The organism is Enterobacter sp. Sphag1F, assembly GCF_014193275.1.
GTDB lineage: Bacteria > Pseudomonadota > Gammaproteobacteria > Enterobacterales > Enterobacteriaceae > Pantoea > Pantoea symbiotica.
The window spans coordinates 1,109,416-1,135,783 of sequence record NZ_JACHZD010000002.1; the positions used below are offsets into that span (position 1 = coordinate 1,109,416).

General features: G+C 56.7%; 16 protein-coding genes. 5 read left to right on the forward strand and 11 right to left on the reverse strand.

Annotation, left to right across the window (positions count from 1 at the left end):
• Positions 1 to 37 precede the first annotated feature (37 nt).
• From FHW71_RS10685 to FHW71_RS10700, 4 genes are all read left to right on the forward strand, one after another.
• Positions 38 to 3,682 carry a hypothetical protein gene (locus tag FHW71_RS10685; protein ID WP_179451760.1) on the forward strand — a complete coding sequence of 1,215 codons (3,645 nt, stop codon included), beginning with the start codon at positions 38 to 40 and terminating at the stop codon, positions 3,680 to 3,682.
• A 179-nt stretch (positions 3,683 to 3,861) separates the two neighbouring features.
• Positions 3,862 to 11,655 carry an Ig-like domain-containing protein gene (locus tag FHW71_RS10690; protein WP_179451761.1) on the forward strand — a complete coding sequence of 2,598 codons (7,794 nt, stop codon included), beginning with the start codon at positions 3,862 to 3,864 and terminating at the stop codon, positions 11,653 to 11,655.
• 242 nt (positions 11,656 to 11,897) lie between these two features.
• Positions 11,898 to 13,058 carry a pyridoxal phosphate-dependent aminotransferase gene (locus FHW71_RS10695; RefSeq protein WP_179451762.1) on the forward strand — a complete coding sequence of 387 codons (1,161 nt, stop codon included), beginning with the start codon at positions 11,898 to 11,900 and terminating at the stop codon, positions 13,056 to 13,058.
• Positions 13,046 to 13,813, forward strand: a complete 768-nt coding sequence (locus FHW71_RS10700) for an amidohydrolase (protein ID WP_179451763.1) — start codon at positions 13,046 to 13,048, stop codon at positions 13,811 to 13,813. Before FHW71_RS10695 ends, FHW71_RS10700 begins: the two co-directional genes overlap by 13 nt.
• Before the next feature lie 36 nt (positions 13,814 to 13,849).
• Here the strand turns inward: FHW71_RS10700 and FHW71_RS10705 are convergent, their stop codons facing one another.
• From FHW71_RS10705 to hpxU, 11 genes are all read right to left on the reverse strand, one after another.
• Positions 13,850 to 14,722: a flagellin gene (locus FHW71_RS10705; protein WP_179451764.1), complete on the reverse strand. Its 873-nt coding sequence runs from the start codon at positions 14,720 to 14,722 to the stop codon at positions 13,850 to 13,852.
• A gap of 268 nt (positions 14,723 to 14,990) precedes the next feature.
• Positions 14,991 to 17,189, reverse strand: coding sequence for a catalase/peroxidase HPI (gene katG, locus FHW71_RS10710; RefSeq protein ID WP_154153804.1), 2,199 nt, complete (start codon positions 17,187 to 17,189; stop codon positions 14,991 to 14,993).
• 171 nt (positions 17,190 to 17,360) lie between these two features.
• Positions 17,361 to 17,696: a hydroxyisourate hydrolase gene (gene uraH, locus FHW71_RS10715; protein WP_008105232.1), complete on the reverse strand. Its 336-nt coding sequence runs from the start codon at positions 17,694 to 17,696 to the stop codon at positions 17,361 to 17,363.
• Positions 17,693 to 18,187: a 2-oxo-4-hydroxy-4-carboxy-5-ureidoimidazoline decarboxylase gene (gene uraD / locus FHW71_RS10720; RefSeq protein ID WP_179451765.1), complete on the reverse strand. Its 495-nt coding sequence runs from the start codon at positions 18,185 to 18,187 to the stop codon at positions 17,693 to 17,695. Before uraD ends, uraH begins: the two co-directional genes overlap by 4 nt.
• Positions 18,188 to 18,189: 2 nt before the next feature.
• Positions 18,190 to 19,455 (reverse strand): allantoate amidohydrolase, encoded by a 1,266-nt coding sequence (hpxK, locus tag FHW71_RS10725; RefSeq protein ID WP_179451766.1) that lies wholly within the window; start codon positions 19,453 to 19,455, stop codon positions 18,190 to 18,192.
• A complete protein-coding gene (locus tag FHW71_RS10730; RefSeq protein WP_061723594.1) occupies positions 19,452 to 20,687 on the reverse strand; it encodes an alanine--glyoxylate aminotransferase family protein in 1,236 nt (411 codons plus the stop codon). Before FHW71_RS10730 ends, hpxK begins: the two co-directional genes overlap by 4 nt.
• Before the next feature lie 21 nt (positions 20,688 to 20,708).
• Positions 20,709 to 21,440, reverse strand: a complete 732-nt coding sequence (locus FHW71_RS10735) for an amino acid ABC transporter ATP-binding protein (protein WP_007887180.1) — start codon at positions 21,438 to 21,440, stop codon at positions 20,709 to 20,711.
• Positions 21,421 to 22,077 (reverse strand): amino acid ABC transporter permease, encoded by a 657-nt coding sequence (locus tag FHW71_RS10740; protein WP_097097590.1) that lies wholly within the window; start codon positions 22,075 to 22,077, stop codon positions 21,421 to 21,423. Before FHW71_RS10740 ends, FHW71_RS10735 begins: the two co-directional genes overlap by 20 nt.
• The gene (locus tag FHW71_RS10745) at positions 22,077 to 22,742 is read right to left on the reverse strand and encodes an amino acid ABC transporter permease (RefSeq protein WP_061717544.1); all 666 of its coding nucleotides are present in this window, start codon (positions 22,740 to 22,742) and stop codon (positions 22,077 to 22,079) included. The genes FHW71_RS10740 and FHW71_RS10745 overlap by 1 nt, the downstream gene beginning before the upstream one ends.
• A 3-nt stretch (positions 22,743 to 22,745) precedes the next feature.
• Positions 22,746 to 23,531 carry a transporter substrate-binding domain-containing protein gene (locus FHW71_RS10750; RefSeq protein WP_179451767.1) on the reverse strand — a complete coding sequence of 262 codons (786 nt, stop codon included), beginning with the start codon at positions 23,529 to 23,531 and terminating at the stop codon, positions 22,746 to 22,748.
• Between the two features lie 192 nt (positions 23,532 to 23,723).
• Positions 23,724 to 24,563, reverse strand: coding sequence for a MurR/RpiR family transcriptional regulator HpxU (gene hpxU / locus FHW71_RS10755; protein WP_061717545.1), 840 nt, complete (start codon positions 24,561 to 24,563; stop codon positions 23,724 to 23,726).
• 206 nt (positions 24,564 to 24,769) lie between these two features.
• Between hpxU and FHW71_RS10760 the strand changes: the two genes are divergently transcribed.
• Entirely contained in the window at positions 24,770 to 26,356 is a 1,587-nt protein-coding gene (locus FHW71_RS10760) for a gamma-glutamyltransferase family protein (RefSeq protein WP_179451768.1), read from the forward strand.
• Positions 26,357 to 26,368: the final 12 nt, after the last annotated feature.

Sequence of the window (26,368 nt, forward strand, 5' to 3'; positions counted from 1 at the left end):
GATAACGCTCATTACCTCTATCTAATGGTCAGGAAAAATGGATTTCAGAAAAAACCGCTCCAACGCTTACGGCACGGAACAGGATGAACTGCCTTATCAGCCCATAACCAGCCGCACAGCAACCCTTTCCGCCGCACCGGCTACGGCGGTCCCGGAAGAGCGCTTCGACGCCGAACGCAGTCAGAAGATCGGCAGCGGCTCCCTGCTCGAGACTCAGGCCGGCCTGATTATCCAGAACCACAACAGCCGCCTCGAAATCGCCGAGTTCAACTGGTTTGGCTACAACTCTAAGACGCTGCAGGTCGGTGAAAAGAGCACCATCAACTTCACCCTCGGCGCCCAGGGCATGTCCGAATTCAGCTTCGACTATTTTGCCCTGCACAACCACACCACCGTGATGAACTTTTACGACGTTAACGGCACCCTGATTGGCTCCGAAAAGCTGCTCTACACCGGCTCCGTCACCGCCAAACAGTTCGTCATTAAAACCCTGAGCTTCACCGCCCCGTCCGGCACGCAGATTGTCCGCGCCGAGCTGGTCACCGGCGACGAGCCCGCCGTCGGCGACTACGGCTTCCACGTCGACAACGTCAGGTGGGCCGCCGCCGGCCTGCTGCCGGTGAACTTCACCTTTGACCGGATGCAGAAGGACACCGGCACCAGCGCCACCGACTTCATTACCAAAGACGGCTCCGCCGGGCGCCAGGTGGAAGGCACCCTGAGCCGCGCCCTCAGCGCGAACGAAACGCTGGAGTTCTGGGACGGCAGCAGGTGGGTGGCCGCCAGCGTGAACGGCATGCGCTGGCAGGCGCAGGACGGCACCGCGCACGCCGCCGACTGGGAGTACAGGCTGCGCGTGGTGGACGCCGCCGGCAACGCCACGCCGGAGCAGAGCCATCAGGTGGTGCTCGACGTCACGCCGCCGCCGGTGCAGGTTATCTTCGAGCGCATGAGCAGGGACGACGGCGTCGCGGACGACTGGCGCACCGCCGACGGCTCCGCTGGCCGCCTCGTCAGCGGCTCGCTCGACCGCACGCCCGACGCCGGTGATGTCGCCGAATACTCCTACGACGGCGGCAAAACCTGGCATACGCTCACCCTGAACGGGCTGGACTGGTCCTTCACCGACCCCGACGACCACAGCGCCGACTGGCAGTACCTGATACGCTTCACCGATATCGCCGGTAACGTCGCCGCCCCGGCGGTGCAGGACGTGGTCCTGCTGCCGCTCGACATCACCCTCTCCTTTGACCGCATGGAAAAAGACACCGGCGCCAGCGACAGCGACTTCATCACCCGCGACGGCTCCGCCGGCCGCCGGGTCGAAGGCACGCTGAGCCGCGAGCTCAACGCCGGCGAAACCCTGCAGTTCTGGAACGGCACCGCGTGGGTAAATGCCACCGCAACCGGCCTTACCTGGCAGGCGCAGGACGACGCGGCGCACGGCGGCAGTTGGACCTACAGGCTGCGCGTGGTCGACGCCACCGGCAGCACGCTTGAGGACCAGCATCAGGACGTGCTGCTCACCCCGCCCTCACCGGTGCGGGTCACCTTCGATTACATGGAGAAGGATGACGGCATCGCCGGCGACTGGCGCACCAGCGACGGCTCCGCCGGACGCCTCGTCAGCGGAAAGCTTGACCGCGCGCTCAGCCCCGGCGACGTCGTCGAATACTCTCTCGACGGCGGCGTCAGCTGGCAGGTCGCCTCCCTGAACGGCCTCGGCTGGTCCTTCACCGACCCCGCCGCCCACGGCCAGGACTGGGTTTACCTCGTGCGCATCCACGACGTCGCCGGCAATATTGCCGCCCCGGTCAGCCAGACCGCCGTGCTGCTCCCGCCGCCGCCGGTCAGCCTCACCTTCGAGCGCATGGACAAAGACTCCGGCATCAGCGCCACCGACTTCATCACCAATGACGGCAGCGCCGGACGCCTTGTCGAAGGCACCCTCAGCCGCGCGCTCAGCGCGGGCGAGACGCTGGAGATGTGGGACGGCCAGCGCTGGGTCAGCGTCAGCGTCAGCGGCCTCAGCTGGAGCGCGCAGGACGACGCCGCCCACGCCGCCGACTGGCAGTACAAACTGCGCGTCCTCAACCCCGGCGGCGTCCCGTTCCACGAGCAGACGCAGGACGTGGTGCTCGACCTCGTGCTGCCGGACGCCGCCGCCCTCGCCGGGATGGGCAAAGACAGCGGGCTGGACGTGCAGAACCTCTACACCAGCGACGGCCGCGCCGGGCGCATTTACTGGGGCACCTTCGCCGCCGCGGAAACCGGCGCGCGCGTGGAGGTCACCACCGACGGCGGCCTCACCTGGCACGACGCCCTGACTGATGGCAACAGGTGGAGCTGGCAGGATAACGAAGACCACGGCGCAGACTGGACGGTACAGACGCGCATCACCGACCGCGCGGGCAACACCTACGAAGGCACGCCGCATCAGGTGCGCATGGACACCACGCCGCCTGATCATCCGGATTTGATTAACCGCGAAGGCGACAGGCTGACCGTCAGCCTGAAGAACAGCGGCGTGGTGGCCGGCGACAGGATTATCGTCCACATCGACGGCAAAAACGCCTTTTACACCCTGACCGCTGCCGATATCCAGGCGGGCCAGGCCGTCGTTACGCTGCCGGCCAACAGCCGCCTGTCGGCGGAGTACCGCGCCGCCTTCATGGACGCGCACGGCAACGTGTCGGACTACTTCTCCCGTACGCCGCTGATCTTCGATTTTGAAGATCAGAAGGCTTTTAATCATCCGGTCAAAAATAAAGCCTATGACTTTGGTTTGTTCAGCATTATTTGGTCTGGCTCATCGGCTAATCATGGAATTACTGGTCTTGCTAAAGAACAGGGCATGCAATATCCCACCAATACACTGGGTATAACCTGCGTGGGAGATCCTGTAACGTTGATGCTAAATCATGGTAAAAAAAGCAATAAAATGACCTTCGAGATTAAAGATTTAACGCTCGGGGATATTAGAGTTGAATTCTATGATGATGGAAAATTGGCCTATAACTACACTGCCTACATGCGCAATGGTAAATACCAATATCTGACAGTAGATCTGCCAGCAGGAAAAGAATTTACCTCCATAAAATTTATTCCGGCAACTTCAGGTGATGTTCTGGCTATTGATAACCTGAACTTCTGGGTTTATGACGATAAGATTGTGTCGACTGAAACAACTCAGACCGTGCTTAACGGCGACATTATTTCCGTGGGTGATAACCTGGATAATATCTTCATCGTTAATAAGGTCAGCGACCTGAGCAAAATTGAGATATTCAACGGCAACGGCGGCATCGATACGCTGAAGCTGGCAGGGGCGAATCAGACGCTGGATCTCACCTCTTTCCTCGGCAAGATTCAGTCAATGGAGGTGATCGATATTACCGGCAGCGGCAATAACACCCTCAACCTGTCGCTGGGCGATATTCTGCAACAGGGCGGCAAAGATCTGTTCAACATCTCAGGCAACGTGCAGATGGTGGTGAAAGGCAATGCCGGCGACAAAATAAACCTCTCAGACCTCCTGCCCGACAAAAGTGATGTTGGCGACTGGAGCAGCAGCGGCAACGTTACGGTCGGTGGTGTGACTTACGCCGTCTGGCAGCACAGCGCGCTCGATGCTGAACTGCTGGTGCAGAGCGGCGTAACGACCAATCTGCTCAATCACTAATCACGCCACTACGCGCAGCAGGAACCTCTTCTACTGCGCGTACTCTCTTTTACCCTCTTCGTCATTTCTTAAGTCTCCTGCACAAAAATATATTCTTCGGATAACAGACATGTCTGTACGGCGTATTTTTTTTGCCTGTTTAGGATACCGGCCATTATCTCAATTCAATGGTTAAGAAAATGGATTTCAAAAAGAATCGCTACAACCCTTACGGTACCGAGCAGGATGAACTGCCTCAGTCATCCAGCGATATCCCTGATCCGGCCGTTTCCGCCGCACCGGTAACCGGTGCTACGTTGCTGGCCTCTGCCTCGCCGCTCGGGGAAAGCTTTGATGAAGAGCGCGTACAAAAGGTAGCCATCGGCGCCCAGCTCGAAACCGAGACGGGTTTGATCATCCAGAATCACAACAGTCGCCTTGAAATCGCCGAGTTCAACTGGTTCGGTTACAACTCAAAAACTCTGCTGGTGGGTGAAAAAAGCACCATCAACTTCAGCCTTGGCTCTCAGGGCATGTCCGAATTTAGCTTTGATTACTTTGCCCTGCATAACCACAGTACGGTGATTAACTTTTACGATGCTGATGGCAACCTGATTGGCAGTGAAAAGCTTTTCTACACCGGCTCCGTCACCGCCAAACAATTTGATATCAAGACCCTCAGCTTCACCGCCCCCGCCGGCATGTTGATTGCCCGCGCAGAGCTCATCACTGGCGATGAGCCGGGTGTCGGTGACTACGGCTTCCACATCGATAACGTAAGCTGGACCTCCGCTGGTTTGATACCGGTTGGATTCACCTTTGATCGCATGGACAAAGACTCCGGCAGCAGCGGCAGCGACTTCATCACTAAAGATGGCTCTGAAGGACGCAGCGTGGAAGGTACGCTGAGCCGCGCCCTCGCCTCCTCCGAAACTCTGCAGTTCTGGGACGGCAGCAAGTGGGTCGACGCCACCGTTACCGGCATGAACTGGCAGGCGCAGGACGACACGCTGCACAGCGCAGACTGGGAGTACAAATTACGTGTCGTTGATACGGCAGGCAATGCCACGCCGGAGCAGAGTCATCAGGTGGTGCTGGATACCACGCCATCCGACGTGCTGGTTACCTTCGGGCATATGGATAAGGACGATGGTACCGATGCGCGTGACTGGGAAACCACCGACGGCAGCGCCGGACGCACGGTATATGGCTCTCTGAACAAAGCGCTGAGCGCTGGCGACATCATTGAATACTCACTCGACGGCGGTAAAACCTGGCTGGCGCTCAGCGTCGCTGCCGACAACAGCTGGAGCTTTAACGATAAAGCCGCTTACACCAGCGACTGGGAATATCAGGTGCGCATTACCGATATCGCCGGCAACGTTACCGTGCCGATCACACAGACGGTGACGCTGGCTGAAATTATGCCCGTCATTACTGAAATGTGGGACAACCACGGCGGTAACGATCTGGTCGCTAATAACGGTTATTCCGACGATCTCATGCCAACGTTGAAAGGCACCGGACAGCCCGGAGCCACGCTCTATGTTTATGCCTTTTACAGCAACGAAAGCAACAGCAAAAAAATAGGATCGGTGCTCGTCAAAGCAGACGGCACATGGGAGTGGACGCCATCAACAGCACTACAGCTGGGTGAAATTACCTTTGATATGGTGACAAAGACAGGACTGGCTTCGGATCCCGTTACGCTCAACCTGGTATCTGCCCCAACCGTCGATAAAGCCTTTGATAATGCCGGGCAGAATACCGACTGGCTGGCTAACGGCGATGCCACCGATGACAGCTCCCCGCGCCTGTACGGTAAAGCGCTGCCTGACAGCCTGGTTTATATCTACGACAACGGTTCACTGATTGACAGCGTTACCGCAGACGCCAGCGGAGCCTGGGAGTGGGAACACGCCACCGGCATGAGCGTCGGCAGGCACAGCATCACGGTGAAAATGGAGAAAGGCGCGTTCCAGAGCGACTTCTCGCAGCCGTGGGAATTTGAATACGTCAGCATGCAGCCGGTCAGCTTTACCCTTACCAGCATGCAGAAGGACACCGGCAGCAGCCAGACCGACTTCATTACCAACGATGGCTCAGCCAACCGCGAAGTCACCGGTACGCTCAGCCGCGCACTCTCCGCGTCAGAAACGCTGCAGTTCTGGAACGGCAGCGCCTGGGTCAACGCATCCGTTACCGGCATGAGCTGGAAAGCGCAGGACGCCACGACCCACAGCGCCGACTGGGAATACAAACTGCGCGTGGTCAACAGCCTCGGTGACGTATCGCCAGAGCAGGATTTTCAGGTGGTATTAGACACCACGCCATCTGACGTGCAGGTCACCTTCGATCACATGACCAAAGATGACGGTAGAGATACTCGAGACTGGAAAACCACCGACGGCAGCGCCGGGCGCACCGTACACGGCACGCTGAACAAAGCGCTGAGCGCGGGAGACATCGCAGAGTACTCACTCGATGGCGGTAAGACCTGGCTGACACTCAGCGTCGCCGCTGACAACAGCTGGAGCTTTAACGACGGCAGTGTGCACACTGGTGACTGGGAATATCAGGTGCGTATCACCGATATTGCCGGCAACGTGACTACTCCGGCGAAACAGGCGGTGACGTTAGAATATGTTGTCCCGACAATAACCGAGGTATGGGATAACGTTGGTGGTAACGATTTAGTGCCTGATAACGGTTATTCCGATGACCTTACGCCAACACTAAAAGGCATCGCTCATCCGGGCCAGCTGTTACATGTTTATGCTGTTTATAATGGCAGTCCTATAGACAGCATTGGTTCGGTTATTGTTAATGCCGACGGGACGTGGGAATTTACGCCTGTAACACCGTTACCACTGGGGGAAGTCTCTTTTGACCTCGTCAGCCTGGACCCAATTTTAATTTCAGCACCGGTCACCATCACTCTGGTCAGTGGCCCAACCGTTGATAAAGCCTTTGATGATGTCGGCCAGAACAAAGACTGGCTGGCTAACGGCGATGCCACCGATGACAGCTCCCCGCGCCTGTACGGTAAAGCGCTGCCCGACAGCCTGGTTTATATCTACGACAACGGTTCACTGATTGACAGCGTTACCGCAGACGCCAGCGGAGCCTGGGAGTGGGAACACGCCACCGGCATGAGCGTCGGCAGGCACAGCATCACGGTGAAAATGGAGAAAGGCGCGTTCCAGAGCGACTTCTCGCAGCCGTGGGAATTTGAATACGTCAGCATGCAGCCGGTCAGCTTTACCCTTACCAGCATGCAGAAGGACACCGGCAGCAGCCAGACCGACTTCATCACCAACGATGGTTCAGCCAATCGCGAAGTCACCGGTACGCTCAGCCGCGCGCTCTCCGCGTCAGAAACGCTGCAGTTCTGGAACGGCAGCGCCTGGGTCAACGCATCCGTTACCGGCATGAGCTGGAAAGCGCAGGACGCCACGGCCCACAGCGCCGACTGGGAATACAAACTGCGCGTGGTCAACAGCCTCGGTGACGTATCGCCAGAGCAGGATTTTCAGGTGGTATTAGACACCACGCCATCTGACGTGCAGGTCACCTTCGATCACATGACCAAAGATGACGGCAGCGACACACGTGACTGGGAAACCACCGACGGCAGCGCCGGGCGCACCGTGCACGGCACGCTGAGCAAAGCGCTCAGTGCAGATGACATCATTGAATACTCACTCGACGGCGGTAAAACCTGGCAGACACTCAGCGTTGCGGATGATAACAGCTGGAGCTTCACCGACGGCAGTGCGCACACTGTTGACTGGGAATATCAGGTGCGCATCACCGATATTGCCGGCAACGTAACCGTGCCGGTTAAGCAGGCGGTCACCCTGACTGAAATTGCGCCCGTCATCACTGAGGTCTGGGACGATGTCGGCAACAGCCGCGTGGTACCACATGAAGGTTACACCGATGACTTTACGCCACGCCTGGTCGGCACCGGCCACCCGAATTCGCAGCTTGAAATCTGGGCAAAATATGGCAGTGACAAGCTGATTAAAGTGGGCACTGTCGATGTGAAAGCAGACGGCACCTGGACCTGGACGCAGCCCACACCGGTGACGAGTGAAACTGTACGCTATGCGGCAATCTCACCGTCAGGCATCTATTCCGATCTGTATGACATCACGCTGGTTAAACCGCCGACCATCGAAAAAGCCTACGATGATGCTGGTCAGAACAAAGACTGGCTGGCTAACGGCGATGCCACCGATGACAGCACCCCGCGCCTGTACGGTAAAGCGCTGCCCGACAGCCTGGTTTATATCTACGACAACGGTTCACTGATTGCCAGCGTTACCACAGACGCCAGCGGAGCCTGGGAGTGGGAACACGCCACCGGCATGAGCGTCGGCAGGCACAGCATCACGGTGAAAATGGAGAAAGGCGCGTTCCAGAGCGACTTCTCGCAGCCGTGGGAATTTGAATACGTCAGCATGCAGCCGGTCAGCTTTACCCTTACCAGCATGCAGAAGGACACCGGCAGCAGCCAGACCGACTTCATCACCAACGATGGTTCAGCCAACCGCGAAGTCACCGGCACGCTCAGCCGCGCGCTCTCCGCGTCAGAAACGCTGCAGTTCTGGAATGGCAGCGCCTGGGTCAACGCATCCGTTACCGGCATGAGCTGGAAAGCGCAGGACGCCACGGCCCACAGCGCCGACTGGGAATACAAACTGCGCGTGGTCAACAGCCTCGGTGACGTATCGCCAGAGCAGGATTTCCAGGTCGTTCTGGACACCACGCCTTCAGCTGTTCAGGCGTTCTTTGTTGAGATGAGTAAAGACAATGGCACAACTGGCGACTGGCAGACATCCGATGGCAGCGCCGGACGCAGCGTATCAGGCATCTTTGACAAAAAACTCGACACCGGTGATATCGCCGAGTACTCGCTCGATGGCGGTAAGACCTGGCACCCGCTGACGGTAAACAATCTCTTCTGGAGCTTTACCGATAACAACGCGCATACCACCAACTGGGAATATCAGGTGCGCATCACCGATATCGCGGGGAATACCACCACGCCGGTTAAACAAAGCGTGATACTTGGCGACGCAGCTCCAGCTATTACTGAAGTTTGGGATGACGTAGGTGGCAGTAATGTCGTGCTGCAGAATGGTTATTCGGATGACCTTACCCCAAGGCTCAAAGGTACGGGTACACCGGGGGATAAGATTTTTATATTCCTGCTGGATAAAAGTGGAACGGGAACCGGGCATATATTTGCCAAACCTTATCCTGTTGTGGACAGCAAAGGTAACTGGGAATGGACATCACCCACGCCATGGCCGCTGGGTAAAACGGAAGTAATCGCAATAAGTCAGAAATCAGGCGCTGAATCAGCGATTTACACTTTCAATCTCGTTGAAGGCCCAACCATTGAAAAAGCCTTTGATGACGCCGGGCAAACCTCAGAATGGCTGACTAACGGCGCAACCACCGATGACAGCGCGCCACGTTTGTATGGCAAAGCGCTAGCGGGCAGCCTTGTCTATATCTACGACAACGGCAAGCTGATAAGCAGCGTCACAGCGGATACCAATGGAGCCTGGGAGTGGGAACATGCCACAGGCATGAGCGTCGGCAAGCACAGCATCACGGTGAAAATGGAGAAAGACGCCTTCCAGAGCGACTTCTCCCCTCCGTGGGACTTTGAGTACATCAACATTCAGCCGATCACCTTCACGCTCACGAGCATGGAGAAAGATACCGGTATCAGTCAGACCGACCTGATAACCAATGATGGCTCAGCCAACCGTGAAGTTGTAGGCAAGATCAGCCGCAAACTCGTCGCTGGTGAAACGCTGCAGTTCTGGAATGGCAGCGCCTGGATTAATGCCACTGTCACCGGTAAGAACTGGAAAGCACAGGATGCGACCGCGCACACAGCCGACTGGATCTATAAATTGCGCGTTGTTGATGCTGATGGGAATTTCTCGCCGGAGAAAGAGTTCCAGGTCATTTATGACATCACGCCTTCAGATAACAATCCAAAATTTGAATATATGGAGAAAGATGATGGCGTGGGAGCTCGAGACTGGATAACCAGCGATGGCAGTAAAAATCGCCTGGTTCACGGTTCACTCGCTAAGCCACACAGCACAGGTGATAGGGTTGAATACTCGCTTGATGGCGGGAAAACCTGGAAGGAAGCCACGCTATATGGCTCGGCGGCATGGCGGTTCACCGATGATAAAGTACACACCAGCAACTGGGAATATCAGGTGCGCACTGTTGATGTCGCCGGGAATGTTTCAGTGCCAGTGAAGCAAACTGTGACACTCGAAATTAAAGCAAGCTTCGAAGTTTGGGATTACGTGGGTGGCAGCGATAAAGTGCCAGAGAACGGATATTCTGATGACCAGCAGCCGACGATCAAAGGTACCGCAACGCCCAACAAAAAAATCGACGTATATATCGTGGATAAAAACTCGAGAGCGTTAGACCAAGGTACTGTAATCGTGTCCAGTGATGGCCAATGGGAATGGAAGCCTACTGTGATCATTCCGCCTGGTGATGTATTTGTTGCTATTCACGGAATATCTCCAGAGGTTTATTACCCCATAACCATCGTTGCGCCACCGACCATTGAGAAAGCCTTCGATGATGTCAAAAATGTCGCACTTCCTTCAGGTGCCACTAGCGCAGACTGGAGTCCCGAATTTGCAGGTAAAGCACACCCTAAAAGTGTGGTTTACATCTATGATGGCGCCACTCGTATCGATAGTGTTAAAGCTGACGCCAAAGGTGATTGGGAATGGGAATATGCGGGTGGCCTGAGTGTCGGCTTACATAAAATCAATGTGAAAATGGGAGTGGGAACCTTCCTGAGTTCCTCGTCTGCTGACTGGGAATTTATCTATGCCAATAACGTTACCATCAAGCTTTCGCAAATGGATAAGGATACGGGTACCAGCCAAACCGACTTCATTACCAATGATGGAACCGCAGGACGTAATGTAACGGGCACGCTCAGTAAAGCACTGGGCGCAGGTGAAACTCTGAACTTCTGGAACGGCGTTTCCTGGTCTAAAGCCACTGTCACCGGTACAACATGGACGGCAAGGGATAATGCTGCGCACTCAGGTAACTGGCAATATAAGCTTCAGGTCGCTGACAGCAAAAATAATGTTCTCGCTGAGCAGAGTAAAAATGTGGTGTTGGATAAATCTACTACCGCACCCGCCATAGAAACGGCATCTGTCACCTGGGATAATTGGGGTGGTTACGTAGGCCATTACGGTAAAACCAAAGATCGTACGCCAACCCTTGAAGGCCATGTTGAAAAAGGGGCCACGGTAACCATTCAATATGGCATTGATAATGGTGCCTGGTTAGGAACAGCGACCGTGCAGGCCGATACCATTAATGGGAGTTGGTTCTGGACACCGGCGACGCCTTTATATGATGAAGCCTGGGACTTCCGCATTCAGTACACCGATCAAGCCGGTAATACCAGCGCGTGGTCACCCCAATTCACCATCGTTATTGATAACAAGTCGACCTTCTCCGTCAACGACATTGCTGTAAATGCCGAATGGGATGGAAGTGGCATACATGGCGTAACGTTGGATGATAATGCTCCGCTGGCGATTAACACGCTGAACATAACTGGCAGCAATCAATCACTTGATCTGTCAGCACTGCAAAAAAGTTTATCTACCCTCAACACCATTGATCTCAGTGGCGACGGTGATAATCAGCTAACACTCAGTGCCGAAGATGTACTGGCTCTGGGACAGCATGCCCTGTTCATTGATGATGATAAGAAGCAGATTCAGGTGAAGGGTAACGAAGGTGATAGCGCGATTTTGGCCCGTCAGCTGGAAAACTTTGATGCTAACGAATGGGTAGTGGCCAAGGGCACTATTACCTCTTCAGGCGTTGAGTATCACGTGTGGCACAATCAAAACTCAGATGTTGAAATTTTGATTCAGGCCGGATTGAAAACGGAACTCATGTAATGTGCGGGTCGCCATAAATGGCGACCCTACAAAGGATTGGCGCGTTTTTCGTAGGGTGCGCATTTATGCGCACCCTGCAGAATCACCAGCAATTTTCATCGCTAATCGGCAAAACTCAATAATAACGACCAATATTGATTTGGACCTCTAAGCGTCTGGATTGCCCTGAATTGTTATCCTGTTTATAGTGACGACAACACAAGGTGACTCCGCAACGACATTCGCGCTTAAGGCCATAAACAATGACGCAGCACAACCTGATCCCCGAGAGCAAATTACCGGCGCTCGGTACCACCATTTTTACGCAAATGAGCGCACTCGCGCAGCAATACAACGCCATCAATCTCTCGCAAGGTTTCCCCGATTTCGACGGCCCACGCTACCTGCAACAACGTCTGGCCTTCCACGTCAGCCAGGGCGCCAATCAATACGCTCCAATGATAGGAACATTGCCACTGCGTGAAGCGATTGTTGAGAAAACCGCTGCGCTTTACGACCACACGCCTGACGTTAACAGCGATATCACCATCACCGCAGGCGCGACCGAAGCGCTCTACGCCGCAATTACCGCATTGGTGCGTGCCGGAGATGAAGTGATCTGCTTCGACCCAAGCTACGACAGCTACGCGCCTGCCGTGCAGCTGGCGGGCGGCGTGTTAAAGCGCATCGCCTTGCAGCCGCCAGGTTTCCGCGTTGACTGGCACGAATTCCGTGGCCTGCTGAGCAGCAAAACCCGCTTAGTGATTCTGAACACACCACACAATCCTTCCGCTACCGTGTGGCACAAAAGCGATTACGCCGAGCTGTGGCAGGCAATTGCAGAGCAGGAAATCTATGTGCTGAGCGATGAAGTGTATGAGCACATCTGTTTCGCCGAAGCGGGCCACGCCAGCGTATTGGCGCATGCTGAACTGCGTCAACGTTCGATTGCGGTATCGTCATTTGGCAAGACTTTCCACATGACCGGCTGGAAAGTGGGTTACTGCATCGCACCGGCGGCGATCAGTGCTGAAATCCGCAAAGTGCATCAGTATCTGACTTTCTCGGTGAACACACCGGCGCAACTGGCGATTGCTGATATGCTGCGCCAGGAGCCAGAACACTATCGTGAACTGCCAGAGTTCTACCGCGCGCGCCGCGATCGCTTTCTTCAGAAGCTCTCCGCCAGCCGTTTCAAAGTGCTGCCGTGTGAAGGCACTTATTTCCTGCTGGTCGATTACAGCGCGATCTCCGATCTGGATGACGTGAGCTTCTGCCAGATGCTGACCAAAGAAGTTGGTGTCGCGGCGATTCCGCTGTCGGTGTTCTGTGCCGCCCCCTTCCCGCACAAGCTGATTCGCCTGTGCTTTGCCAAACAGGAAGCGACGCTCGACGCCGCTGCGGAGCGCTTATGTCAGCTTTAAAAATTACCGTTCTGCAGGAAACCCTGAGCTGGATGGATGGCGCAGCCAACCTGCGTCACTTCGATGGCGTGCTGAAAGGCATTGAAGGCCGCGACATCATTCTGCTGCCGGAGATGTTCACCACCGGTTTTGCTATGGAAGCCGCCGAAAGTTCGCTGCCGCAGGATCAAGTCGTCGCCTGGCTGCACGCGCACGCACAAACCAGCAACGCGCTAGTCGGCGGCAGTGCGGCGATCCAGACGGAAAAAGGCGCGGTAAACCGCTTCTTGCTGGTCGAACCGAACGGCACGCTGCATCAGTACGACAAGCGTCATCTGTTCCGCATGGCCAATGAACATCAGCATTATGTGGCGGGCGAAACGCGTGAAGTGTTTGAGTGGCGCGGCTGGCGTATTCTGCCGCAAATTTGCTACGACCTTCGCTTCCCGGTGTTTTCCCGCAATCACAATGATTATGATTTGGCGCTGTATGTCGCTAACTGGCCGGCACCGCGCGCCTTGCACTGGCAGTCGCTGCTGCTAGCCCGTGCCATTGAAAATCAGGCTTATGTTGCGGGTTGTAACCGCGTCGGCAGCGATGGTAATCAGCATCAATACAGTGGGGATAGCCGGATCATTTCGCCACAGGGTGAGATTCTGGCGGCTGGCGAGCCGTTTGCGCGCGCGCGTTTGGATGCGGAGTTGTTACTCGAAGAGTTGCAAGCCTACCGTGAACGTTTTCCGGCATGGCGCGACGCAGATAACTTTACCTTATAAAACAACGCAGGGAGAGGTTCCCTGCGTTTCAATGCACTATCCCAGCAAATTCAACGCCATTTTCGCGATGCCATTGCCTTGATTTAACATTGCCTGGCTGCTTTGCATCAGCATGTTCATGCGTGTCATTTTCGTCACTTCCATGGCGTAATCTGCATCGACAATGGTACCGATATTAATATCGGTATTGTCGCGCATATTGCTCAGGTTAGCGTCGGTGTACTGCAAACGGTTGATGTTAGAACCGAATTCACTGCGTACTGACTGCACTTTTTCCAACGCTTCACTGACAAGATCAATGTTGTCGTTCGCCGTTGTCGCATCTTCCAGCGCACCTGGGTTACCCGGAACGGTCACCAGGTTTAACATCGCATCCACAGAACCCTGCAGCTTGCTATCCAGGTTTACTTTCAGCACTTCATCACTTGAGCTACCAATCTGGAATTGCACGGTAGAAGTGAACTTGCCTTTTACTTCCGGCGGGATCACGCTCTGCAATAACGGCTCAGATCCGTAACGAGTATTACGCATAATGCTATCCATTTCGCTGAACAACGCGTCGTACTCTGACTGCATCGCACTACGATCTTCAGCGCTGAAACTGTCATCGGCTGCCTGAGTAGAGAGCTCCTTCATGCGCTGCAGCACGTTGGTCACCTCTTCCAGCGCGCCTTCACCCAGCGACATCATCGCACTCGAACGTGCGATATTGTGCTTCGCCACGGTCATGCCATTGGATTGTGACTGCAAGCGGGTGGCGATTTGCAGACCTGCCGCATCATCAGCCGCACTGTTAATACGTTTGCCGGTTCCCAAACGCTGCATGGCAACGCTCAGCGCATCAGTGGCTTTGCCCAGCGATTGGGTTGAAGTCATGCTTATAGCATTGGTATACATCGATATTTTCATAATTATTTATCCTACTGTTGTTGCTCCGTTGTGGGCCTTTTGCGCACCTACTTAAGAGCGTCACAGGAGTGAGCGTATTTTAGTGTTCGAATCCTTTAAGAACCGGTTTGAGTCAGGTCTTACGATTTTCGCCCGATCAGGCAGCATTATTACGCTGTTTTTTCAGCGTAAAACTTTAATAATCTCGACATTAAGTGAAAAAACAGCAAAAAATAAGGCAGCCACTTTCGGCTGCCTTGCTTTGAAGTTTAATAGCTTCTGCTGGTGATTACAGCTCGAAGCGATCCAGATTCATCACTTTGGTCCATGCGGCGACGAAGTCGGTCACGAACTTCTGCTTCGCATCGCTGCTGGCGTATACCTCGGCCAGCGCGCGCAGAATAGCGTTCGATCCAAACACTAAGTCGGCACGTGTGGCGCTAAACTTAACTTCACCGTTTAGACGATCGCGGCCTTCAAACAGCTCTTCGCTTTCGTCGGTGGCTTTCCACGCGGTGCGCATGTCGAGCAGATTGACGAAGAAGTCATTGCTCAGCACGCCAACGCGATCGGTGAACACGCCGTGTTGGCCGCCGTCGAAGTTGGTGCCGAGAACACGCAGACCACCAATCAGCACCGTCAATTCTGGCGCGCTCAGCGTCAGCTGCTGCGCTTTATCTAACAGCAGCGTTTCGGTTGAAGAACCTTTCGGGCTGCGACGATAGTTGCGGAAACCATCGGCCAGCGGCTGCAGGAAGTTGAACGACTCAACGTCGGTTTGATCCTGACGCGCATCAACACGGCCCGGCGTAAACGGCACTTGCGTTGCCACGCCAGCGGCTGAAGCGGCCAGTTCGATACCCACGCTACCTGCCAGCACAATCACATCGGCCAGCGACGCTTTGCCGGATTCCTGCTGAATCTTCTGCAAGGTTGGCAGCACATCATTGATTACACTAGCATTCACCGCCCAATCTCTCTGCGGCGCTAACGCCAGACGTGCACCGTTGGCGCCGCCACGTTTGTCACCGCCACGGAAGGTTGAGGCCGAAGCCCAGGCTACTGAAACCAGCTGACTAACGCTCAGGCCTGAAGCAGCAATGCGCGCTTTGATCTCGCTAATATCAGCGGGCGTTGGCTGATGAATCGCCTGCGGTAACGGATCCTGCCACAGCAGATCTTCCTTCGGCACTTCCGGACCGATGTAACGCGCTTTTGGTCCCATATCGCGGTGCGTCAGTTTGAACCACGCGCGGGCAAAGGCTTCATTGAACGCCTGCGGATCGTTGAGGAAGCGGCGCGAAATCTTGCCAAACTCTTCGTCAAAACGCAGCGTCAGATCGGTTACCAGCATGGTCGGTTTACGTTTTTTCTCCGGATCAAACGGATCCGGGATAATCGCTTCCGCATCAACCGCTTCGAACTGGATTGCGCCCGCTGGGCTGTGCGTCTGTACCCATTCGTATTTGAACAGGTTCTCAAAGAAGTAGTTGCTCCACTGCGTTGGAGTTTGCGTCCACACCACTTCCAGACCTGAAGTGATGGCATCTTTACCTACGCCGCTGCCGTAGCTGCTGGTCCAGCCGAGGCCCTGCGCTTCAATCGGTGACTCTTCAGGATCAACGCCAACGTGGCTGGCTTCTGCCGCGCCGTGAGTTTTACCCAAGGTATGACCACCAGCAATCAGCGCCACGATCTCTTCGTCGTTCATGCCCATGTTACCGAAGGTGGCACGAATCGCCGGCGCCGCTGATTTCGGATCGCCGCTGGCTTCCGGACCTTCGGGGTTAACGTAAATAAGGCCCATTTCGGTGGCGCCCAACGGTGCATTGGCAAGCGCTTCTGGATGGCGATGCGCCAGCCATTCGGTCTCGTGGCCCCAATCCACATCCATATCCGGTTCCCACACGTCTTCACGACCGGCACCAAAGCCGAAGGTGCGGAAGCCCGCGTTTTCCAGCGAGACGTTGCCCGCCAGAATGTAGAGATCGGCCCAGGAAATTTTCTGACCGTACTTCTGCTTCACCGGCCACAGCAGGCGACGCGCTTTATCGAGGCTGACGTTATCCGGCCACGAGTTCAGCGGCGCAAAACGCTGCTGACCACGACCAGAACCGCCGCGACCATCGATGGTGCGATAGGTACCCGCGCTGTGCCACGCCATGCGAATGAACAGCCCAATATAGCTGCCCCAGTCGGCTGGCCACCAGGATTGCGAATCGGTGAGAAGTGCGCGGATATCGGCTTTTAATGCGGAGTAATCCAGCTTGCTGAATTCGTCGCGGTAGTTGAAGTTGTCACTGAGCGGGTTGGAACGGTTGGAGTGCTGGTTTAACAGGTCGACGCGTAACATATTGGGCCACCAGTCGCGGTTAGATGTCCCGCCACCAGCGCCACGCGCCAGAACACTTTTCTCTTCAGACGCCCCGTGATGAAAGGGGCATTTACCTGCGGCTGCTGCATTATCGTTATTGTCGTGCGTGCTCATGTTTATCGGCTCCATTGGCTTCACATTGCTTTCTTATATGCGACTAAGATTAGCTGCACTTTAGCCAAGAATATATTTGGATGAACCGAAGGTTTTGATAGTTACTGGCTTTCAAGCGCAGCGCGTGATGCGCTTCGCAAAAACAGGTCGCCTTGAATGGCGACCCTACAATCAGCTGCCGCGATAGGTCGACCACGACCACGGCGAGATAAGAAACGGCAGATGATAATGGCTGCCTGTGGCACCAATCACGAAATCGATCTGCGCGCTTACATAAAGCGCATCGCGCCCTTCGGCAGCAAAGTAGTCGCCGATCTCCGCCGTCAAACGATAATGACCCGGTGCCAGCGGTTCGGGCGTCAGATCTTTGATGCGTCCGTCGCTGTCGGTTTTGCCTTCCACCAGCGGCAGCCAGCCCTCCGGGCTATTTTGCTCGAGCGAAACCGCCACGCCGATCGCCGGTTTGCCCAGCGCGGTATCGAGAATATGCGTCGTAATGGTGCTCATGTGATGCTCTCCTTTAGCCGCAACAGGGTAATTTCTCGCAGCTGCGCCAGCGCTTCACGCTGTTCACTCGCTGCATCGTTGTTAAGCCGACGCTGCAATTCCGCCAGCATCTCTTCGCCGCTGCGCCCTTTGGCGCGAATCAGAAACACCCGGCCAAACCGCTGCTCATAGGTTTGATTGCCCGCCAGCATCGCCAGCTGCAGCGCGCCGTCCGCCTGCTGCATCGCCGACTGCTCACTGCGCGACAGCGTAGCTTCTTTGTCCGCGCCCGCCACTTTGTCGCCAATGCGCGGATGCGCACTCAGCGCCTGCTCAAGATCAGCGGCTTGCCACCGCTGCGCCAGGCGATCGGCTTCAGCCTGTAATGCCGTAACGTCGGCATAAGGCCGCGCCGCCACCAGCGCCTGTTGCCAGCCGGGAATCGCCACGCAGTGGGCAATCGCCACCTGCGCGGCTTCGGGTGATAACTGATTAAAGCTGACCAAATCCATCTTTATTCCTTAGCGCGTGCAATATCGCAAACCGCTTGTAGATATGCCTGCACGCCCAGCGCCACATCATCCGTTTGTACCGATTCCGCCGGATGATGGCTGATGCCGCGATGGTTGCGCACAAATAGCATGCCAACCGGCCAGCGCTCGGCGATGGCAATTGCATCGTGTCCCGCGCCGCTTGGCAGCGACAGGCTGCGCCCTTGCACGGTTTCTACCGCGTGGCTCAGCGCCTGCTGCAAGCGCGCATCACAGGCGGTGGCGGCAATCTGGTAATACACGTTTGAGCTGAAGGTTAAGCCGCGACGCAGCGCAATCGCCTGCGCCTGCGTCAGCAGCGTGGAGAGCAAACGCTCCAGCGGCTCATCCTGCGGACCGCGCACGTCGAGCGACAGCTGCACTTCGCCGGGGATCACGTTGACCGCGCCCGGCAAGCAGCTCAGCGTGCCGACGGTCGCCACCAGCTGCGGATCATGCTCCTGCGTGGTGTGTTCAATAAACACCATCCATTCGGCGGCAGCGGCCAGCGCATCTTTGCGATGCGTCATCGGCACGGTGCCCGCATGGCCGGCTTCACCGATAAAACTGCAATTTAGACGACGCGCCCCGTTGATCGCCGTCACCACGCCCAACGCCAAATCTTCCTGTTCAAGGCACGGACCTTGCTCGATATGCAGTTCCAGATAGGCGGCGATCTCATTGACATCACGCGCCGCATCGAGAATTTTCGCCGCATCGAAGCCGACATCCTGCATCGCTTCTGCCACGGTGATGCCGTTGCCATCAGGATGCGTCACCCAGCTTTCCGGCCAGCTGCCGGTCATGCCACGGCTGCCGAGCAGCGTAATGCCGAAGCGCGTGCCCTCTTCGTCGCCGAAGCCGACAATCTCAATCGCCAGCGGTAAACGCTGCTGCCGATCGTGCAACCACTGCACGGTTTCGATAGCGCTTAACACGCCGAGCATACCGTCGTAGCGACCGGCGTTGCGCACCGTATCCAGATGCGAACCGAGCAGCAGCGCCTGCGCGCCCGGCTGCGCCGCTTCGTAGCGACCGCAAATGTTGCCCACCGCATCCTGCCACGTCGTCATGCCCGCGGCCTGCATCCAATCGCCGACGCGTGCATTGGCGCGCAGCTGTTCCGGCGACAGATAAACGCGCGTCAGGCCATCTTCGCTTTCACTGATCTCAGCCAGCGCATCACAGCGCGCCATGACGCGAGCGGCGGCGATCTGCGCCTCGCTGGCGGTCATCAGGCTTTTATTCATGCGCGGCTCCCGTAAAGATCCCACGCCGCCTGCATCGCTGCGCCTTGCGTGGTGCGGAAACCCACATGATTCAGCACCGCTTCCAGCGCGCTTAAGGTCATCATCACGCAATCTTTACGCGCGTTGTAACCCATGGTTCCGATGCGCCACACTTTGCCGTGCAGCGGACCAAACGAAGTACCGATCTCGATACCGAAATCTTCCAGCACCAGCTTGCGCACCTGATCGCCATTCACGCCCTGCGGGATCACCACGCCGAGCACGTTATTCATTTTGTGTTGCAGATCGCCGAAGGTTTCGAGGCCCATGCCCTGAATGCCTTTCAGCAGCGCATCGCCGTGCAGCTTGTGGCGCGCAATACCGTTATCCAATCCCTCTTGCATCATCAGACGCGCACATTCACGCGCACCGAACAGCGCGGTGGTGGCTTCGGTGTGGTGATTAAGGCGCTCCGGGCCCCAGTAATCCATGATCATGCCGAGATCGAAATAATTGGAGTAGATCATCTCGTCATCGCCGTCCTGATGATCGGCGGTTCGGATGCCCTCTTCCACGCATTTACGTTTGCGGATTACTGCTTCCATCTGCGGGCTCAACGTGATTGGCGACGTACCGGACGGTCCGCCGAGGCACTTCTGCATGCCAGCCGATACCGCATCCAGGCCCCACGCATCGGTTTCCAGCGCATTGCCGCCGAGCGATGCGGTGGCATCGGTGTAGAACAGCACGCCATATTTCTGGCAAATCGCGCCCAGCTCTTCCAGCGGCTGCAGCATGGTGGTGGACGTATCGCCCTGCACCGTCAACAGCAGGCGCGGCTGCACTTTTTTGATCGCATCTTCGATCTGATCCGGCGTAAACACTTCGCCCCACGGCACTTCGATGGTGTGCACTTCCGCGCGGCAGCGGCGGGCAATTTCACACAGCAGATGACCGAAACGGCCAAACACCGGCACCAGCACTTTGTCGCCCGGACGGATCGCCGACAGTAGAATCGCTTCGATACCGGCGCGTGAGGTGCCGTCGATCAGCATCGTCCAGCGGTTTTCAGTGCGGAATACGCCACGGTACAGCGCCATCACTTCGTTCATGTAGTGCGTCATCGCCGGATCGTACTGGCCAATCAGCTGACTCGACATGGCGCGCAGCACGCGCGGATCGGCGTTGATCGGGCCCGGTCCCATCAGCAGACGCTGTGGCGGATTGATTTGCGAAAATTGGCTGATATCCATGTTGTATTCCTTAAAGAAAACTTAGAGGCGGACCGTGGAGATAAATTGCTTCAGCTCCGCCGTTTGCGGATTGGCGAACAGCGTTTTACTGTCGCCCTGCTCCCAGACGCGCCCCTGATGCATAAAGACCACGCGATCGCCCACATCGCGGGCGAAGTTCATTTCATGGGTGACGAGAATCAGCGTCATGCCTTCGGCGGCCAGCTGCTCCAGCACTTTCAGCACTTCGCCGACCAGCTCGGGATCGAGCGCGGAGGTGATCTCATCACAGAGTAAAACTTTGGGCTGCATCGCCAGCGCACGGGCGATCGCCACGCGCTGCTGCTGACCGCCTGACAAATTGGCCGGATAGTAATTGATGCGCTCACCGAGGCCGACTTTCTCCAGCATCTGCGTTGCCAGCTCGCGGCATTCAGCTTCGCTTTTCTTCAGCACGCGGCGCGGCGCCAGCATCACGTTTTCCAGCGCCGTCATGTGCGGGAACAGGTTGAAGTTCTGGAACACCATGCCGACCGAGCGGCTGATTTCACGCGCCTGCGATTCGCGGTCGGTAATGGTCATGCCGCCGAGTTTGATGCTGCCTTCCTGATAGCCTTCCAGCCCGTTCATGCAGCGCAGCAAGGTACTTTTGCCCGATCCGCTGCGGCCGATAATCGAGATCACTTCGCCGTGATCGACATCGAGATCCACACCTTTCAAGACGTGGTTGTCGCCGTAGTACTTCTGTACCTGATTAATGGTGATGAGCGGCATTGAATTTTTTCTCCAGGTACTGGCTGTAACGCGACAGCGGATAACACATCAGGAAGTAACCGAGCGCCACCAGGCCAAACACCTTGAACGGCTCATACGTCACGTTATTCAAAATGGTGCCGGCTTTGGTCAGCTCGACGAAACCGATAATCGAAGCCAGCGCGGTGCCTTTAATCACCTGCACGGCAAACCCAACCGTAGGCGCGATAGCGATGCGAATCGCCTGCGGCGCCACCACGCGAAACAGCGTTTGACCAAAGGTCAGGCCAAGACAGCGCGACGCTTCCCACTGCCCTTTTGGCAGGGCGCGAATGCTGCCGTACCAGATATCCACCAGAAACGCGCTGGTGTAGAGCGTTAAGGCCAGCGAGGCGGCGGTCCAGGGCGCCACATCGATGCCGAACAAGCCGACACCGAAGAAGGCGAGGAACAGCTGCATCAGCAGCGGCGTGCCCTGAAACAGCTCGGTGTACGCGCGCACCAGGCGCATCGGCCATTTACGTTTTAGCAGGCGCATAAACAGCAGCGGTAGAGTCACCAGCGTGCCGCCAAAAAATGCCACCAGCGAGAGTAAAATTGTCCAGCGCGCTGCCAGCAGCAGGTTGCGCAGGATGTCCCAGTCGGTAAATTGCGTCATCATGCCGGCTGCGCTCCCAACCATTTACGTCCCAGCGCCAGCAGCAGTTGGCGCATGGCAATCGACAACGCCAGATAGATCAGCGTGGTCACGAAATAGACTTCAAAACTCAAAAAGGTGCGCGACTGAATCAGGTTGGCGGCAAAGGTCAACTCTTCGTACGACACCTGCGACACCACCGATGAACCGAGCATCACAATGATGCATTGGCTAACCAGCGCCGGATAAATGCGCTGCAGCGACGGCGGCAGCACCACGCGGATAAAGGTTTGCGTGCGGGTTAATCCCAGCACGCGCCCCGCTTCCCACTGGCCGCGCGGCGTCACCTGAATCCCGGCGCGAATAATTTCGGTGCTGTACGCGCCCAGGTTAATCAACATCGCCAGCAGCGCCGCTTCGCCCGCCGTCAGTTTCAGACCCAGATTGGGCAAACCAAAGACGATAAAAAACAGCTGCACCACAAACGGCGTATTACGGATCAGCTCGACATACAGGCCCCAGATGCGGCTCGCCCAGCTCGGTTTGCCGCTGCGCAACGCCGCGCCCAGAATCCCGAGACTGACACCGCCCACGGTGGCGAGCACGGTGATCTGAATCGTGACCCACAATCCGGCCAGCAACTCTGGCCAGTGCGGCCAGAGGTCGGCAAAGTTAAGTTGCGCCATGCTTTATGCGCCGAGGTTGGCTGGCAACGGCGCTTTCAGCCACTCTTCCGACAGCTTGTTCAGCGTGCCGTCTTTGATGCCCTGCTCAATCAGCGCATTCACTTTCTCTTTCAGCGCCGGCTCATCTTTTTTCAGGCCGATGTAGCACGGTGAATCTTTCAGCATGAACTGCGCAACCGGTGCTTTCGCTGCGTTCTGACGTGCAATGGCGGCGACAACCAGGTTACCGGTGGCAACATATTGCACTTGTCCGGAAAGATAGGCCGACAGCGTGGTGTTGTTATCTTCATAACGCTTCACCTGTGCATCTTTAGGGGCGATATCGCTCAACACCATATCTTCCACTGCACCGCGCGTGACGCCGATGGATTTTCCGCTCAGCGCTGCCGCATCTTTCAGGGTTTCACCTTTCGGACCAAATACGCCGAGGAAGAACGGCGCATACGCTTGGGTGAAATCGATCACTTTTTCGCGCTCGGCGTTTTTGCCCATGCTGGAGATCACCAGATCGACTTTATCGGTCTGCAGATACGGCACGCGGTTGGCGCTGGAAACCGGCACCAGCTGCAACTTCAGTTTCATCTCTTTCGCGAGATACTTCGCCATGTCGATATCGTAGCCCTGCGGTTGCAGGTCAGTACCCACGGAACCGAACGGCGGGAAATCCTGCGGAACCGCCACCCGGATCACGCCGCGCTTCTGGATATCCTGCAGCTGATCGGCCATCGCACTCCCGACCTGCGCCATCAGCAATGCCGCGCCCGCTACCGCTAATAATACTTTTTTCATTATGCACCCCGGTGAGTTTACGTGAAACAAAAGATTCTTGATGAATCATTCTGCAACTAATGTGCCAACCGCAGTGCTGGGAGAAGAAAGGAGAAAAAACGTGAATTTACCGCGTTACTGGCAGCATAAACGGGCATTGCGCCCGTTGGGATTAACGATCAAAAATAGTGCACTGCACCATGATGGCGCCCGTTATCGGTGTTCCAGCTCGTCGAGATGTTGATAAAGATCGGCAATTTGATGGATGCGCTGACGGCCCTGCGACAACATTTCATGCAGCAACGCATTCGCCAGCAGGTTTACCAAACTCATGGCGGAGGCGTAGCTATCAAAGGCGGAAACGCTGTCGAGCGGTGCGCAAAGCTGCCAGCGCGCCAGCGTGATAATGCCCTGCGCCTGCGGCTCACACAGCGCCAGCACCGGGATGTTGCTCTGCTGTAGCTGCTGCATCAGCGGACGAATGATGCGTGGACGGCGGCGAAACGCCATCACCACCACGATATCGTCAGGTGTGATATCCACCAGCTCTTCGCCCAGCGTCTGGCCAGGCTGCGGCAGCACATGCACCTGCGGACGCGCCTGCATCAGCTGCTGACGCAGGTGCAGCGCCACCGGATAGGCGTTACGCATACCGATGATAAACACCCGCTTTGCCGCGCCCAGCACGCTAATCACCTCGCCAAACTGCTGCGGATCGATGCTGTTGACCCACTGCGTCAGATTGGCCATCTCTTGCTTATAATGGCGCGATAGCAAGGTGTTGCCCTGCACCGCATCGCGATTATCGGTGAGCGGCATGCCGCTCTGGCGCAGGATGCGCAGCTCATCGCGCATATCCTTGTACTTCTCGTAACCGAGACGCTTGAACAAACGGCTAACCGTCGCCTTTGAGACGCCGCTCAGCCGCGCCAGCTCGGCGCTGTTGTAGCTGATCAGGTCATCAAAATGGTCAAACACGAAGTCGGCAATGCGCTGCTCCTGCGGCGACAGTTGCGGATAGTGACTACGAAGGCGTTCATCAAGTTGTTTCATCATCGGTCCTGTAACTTTCGTTTCACCACAAGCTAGCATAAATCGATCCAGATTGATGTCCGACCAAAACTGGAACAGCTCTTGCTTAGATTTATGCAGTATTTGCCAGGTGCGCACAAATCCGCACCGCACGGTTGTAGGGTCGCCATTTATGGCGACCACTGTACAGATGCACCCTACAAGCCAAAACAGAGAAAGAGTTCACTATGATACAGAGCAACATGGCGCCGTTAGGCATGGCCGTTACGCCACATCATCTCGCCAGCGAAAGCGCCTTAGCGGTGCTGCGTGAAGGCGGCAATGCGCTGGAAGCGATGGTGGCCGCCGCTGCCACTATCGCCGTGGTTTACCCGCACATGAACGGTTTAGGTGGCGACGGCTTCTGGCTGGTGGTGCCGCCACACGGCGATCCCATCGCCATTGACGCCAGCGGCGCGGCCGGTTCACTGGCGCATATCGATTTCTATCACGGCGAAGCGCATATTCCGCATCGCGGTCCGAAAGCCGCCTTAACCGTGGCGGGCACCGTGAGCGGTTGGCAGGAAGCGTTGACGCTGGCGCAGGAACTCGGCGCTACGCCGCTGCCATTAACCCGCTTGCTGCGCGATGCGATTCGCTATGCCGCCGACGGGATTCCGGTCACCGCCTCGCAGGCCGCCGCTACCGCCGCCAAACAGCACGAATTGCAGCATCAACCCGGTTTTGCCGCCACCTTTTTACCGGACGGCAGCGTGCCGGTTGCAGGCAGCCGCTTCACTCAACCGGCGCTGGCGAACACGCTCAGCATGCTGTGCGATCACGGACTCGAGAGTTTTTATCGCGGTGAACTGGCGCACCATCTGGCGCGCGAAATGAGCGCGCTGGGGATGCCGATCACGCTCGAAGATTTGCAAACGCATAAAGCCCGCCGCTGCACGCCGCTGCATCTGGCGCACAGTGAAGGCGATATCTGGAACATGACGCCGCCAACGCAGGGTTTGGTGTCGCTGGCGATCCTCGGCATTACCGATCGACTCAATATGGCTGACGCCAATGAAGCACAAACCGTGCACCGCATCGTCGAAGCCACCAAAAAAGCCTTCGCGCTGCGCGACAAACACATCACCGATCCGCGCCACATCGACATTGATGTACAGAGCCTGCTGGATGCTGAACATCTCAGCACGCTGGCGGCGCAGGTGGACGATCACCAAGCGGCTGCGTGGGGCACCGGGCGCGGACCGGGCGACACCGTGTGGATGGGCGTGATGGACAGCAGCGGGCTGGCCGTTTCATTTATCCAGAGCGTCTATCACGAATTCGGCAGCGGCGTGGTACTGCCTGGCACCGGCATCACCTGGCAAAACCGCGGTGCGGCTTTCAGCCTGCAACCCGATCATTTGCTGGCGCTGCAGCCGGGCAAACAGCCGTTCCACACGCTTAATCCCGCCGCAGCGCGCCTCAAAGATGGTCGCACCATGGTGTACGGTTCGATGGGCGGCGACGGCCAACCACAAACCCAGGCGGCGATTTTCACCCGTCACGTGATTCAGGGGCATCCGCTGCAACAGGCGGTGAGCGCGCCGCGCTGGCTGCTGGGTCGTACGTGGGGACAATCATCCGATTCGCTCAAGCTCGAAGCGCGCATCGCACCGGAAACGGTGCAGCAGCTGCGTGCACTCGGCCATGAGGTTGAACTGCTACCCGATTTCAGTGAAGTGGTCGGCCATGCAGGCGCGATCGTCAGACACAACAACGGCATGCTGGAAGGCGCGTTCGATCCGCGCAGCAACGGCAGTGCCGCCGGTTTCTAACGGAGATTATTG

Bases quoted from the DNA above. Each gene is read 5' to 3' on its own strand.
- FHW71_RS10685 (WP_179451760.1), top strand. From the start codon at position 38: ATGGATTTCAGAAAAAACCGCTCCAACGCTTACGGCACGGAACAGGAT.
- FHW71_RS10690 (WP_179451761.1), top strand. From the start codon at position 3,862: ATGGATTTCAAAAAGAATCGCTACAACCCTTACGGTACCGAGCAGGAT.
- FHW71_RS10695 (WP_179451762.1), top strand. From the start codon at position 11,898: ATGACGCAGCACAACCTGATCCCCGAGAGCAAATTACCGGCGCTCGGT.
- FHW71_RS10700 (WP_179451763.1), top strand. From the start codon at position 13,046: ATGTCAGCTTTAAAAATTACCGTTCTGCAGGAAACCCTGAGCTGGATG.
- FHW71_RS10705 (WP_179451764.1), bottom strand. From the start codon at position 14,722: ATGAAAATATCGATGTATACCAATGCTATAAGCATGACTTCAACCCAA.
- katG (WP_154153804.1), bottom strand. From the start codon at position 17,189: ATGAGCACGCACGACAATAACGATAATGCAGCAGCCGCAGGTAAATGC.
- uraH (WP_008105232.1), bottom strand. From the start codon at position 17,696: ATGAGCACCATTACGACGCATATTCTCGATACCGCGCTGGGCAAACCG.
- uraD (WP_179451765.1), bottom strand. From the start codon at position 18,187: ATGGATTTGGTCAGCTTTAATCAGTTATCACCCGAAGCCGCGCAGGTG.
- hpxK (WP_179451766.1), bottom strand. From the start codon at position 19,455: ATGAATAAAAGCCTGATGACCGCCAGCGAGGCGCAGATCGCCGCCGCT.
- FHW71_RS10730 (WP_061723594.1), bottom strand. From the start codon at position 20,687: ATGGATATCAGCCAATTTTCGCAAATCAATCCGCCACAGCGTCTGCTG.
- FHW71_RS10735 (WP_007887180.1), bottom strand. From the start codon at position 21,440: ATGCCGCTCATCACCATTAATCAGGTACAGAAGTACTACGGCGACAAC.
- FHW71_RS10740 (WP_097097590.1), bottom strand. From the start codon at position 22,077: ATGACGCAATTTACCGACTGGGACATCCTGCGCAACCTGCTGCTGGCA.
- FHW71_RS10745 (WP_061717544.1), bottom strand. From the start codon at position 22,742: ATGGCGCAACTTAACTTTGCCGACCTCTGGCCGCACTGGCCAGAGTTG.
- FHW71_RS10750 (WP_179451767.1), bottom strand. From the start codon at position 23,531: ATGAAAAAAGTATTATTAGCGGTAGCGGGCGCGGCATTGCTGATGGCG.
- hpxU (WP_061717545.1), bottom strand. From the start codon at position 24,563: ATGAAACAACTTGATGAACGCCTTCGTAGTCACTATCCGCAACTGTCG.
- FHW71_RS10760 (WP_179451768.1), top strand. From the start codon at position 24,770: ATGATACAGAGCAACATGGCGCCGTTAGGCATGGCCGTTACGCCACAT.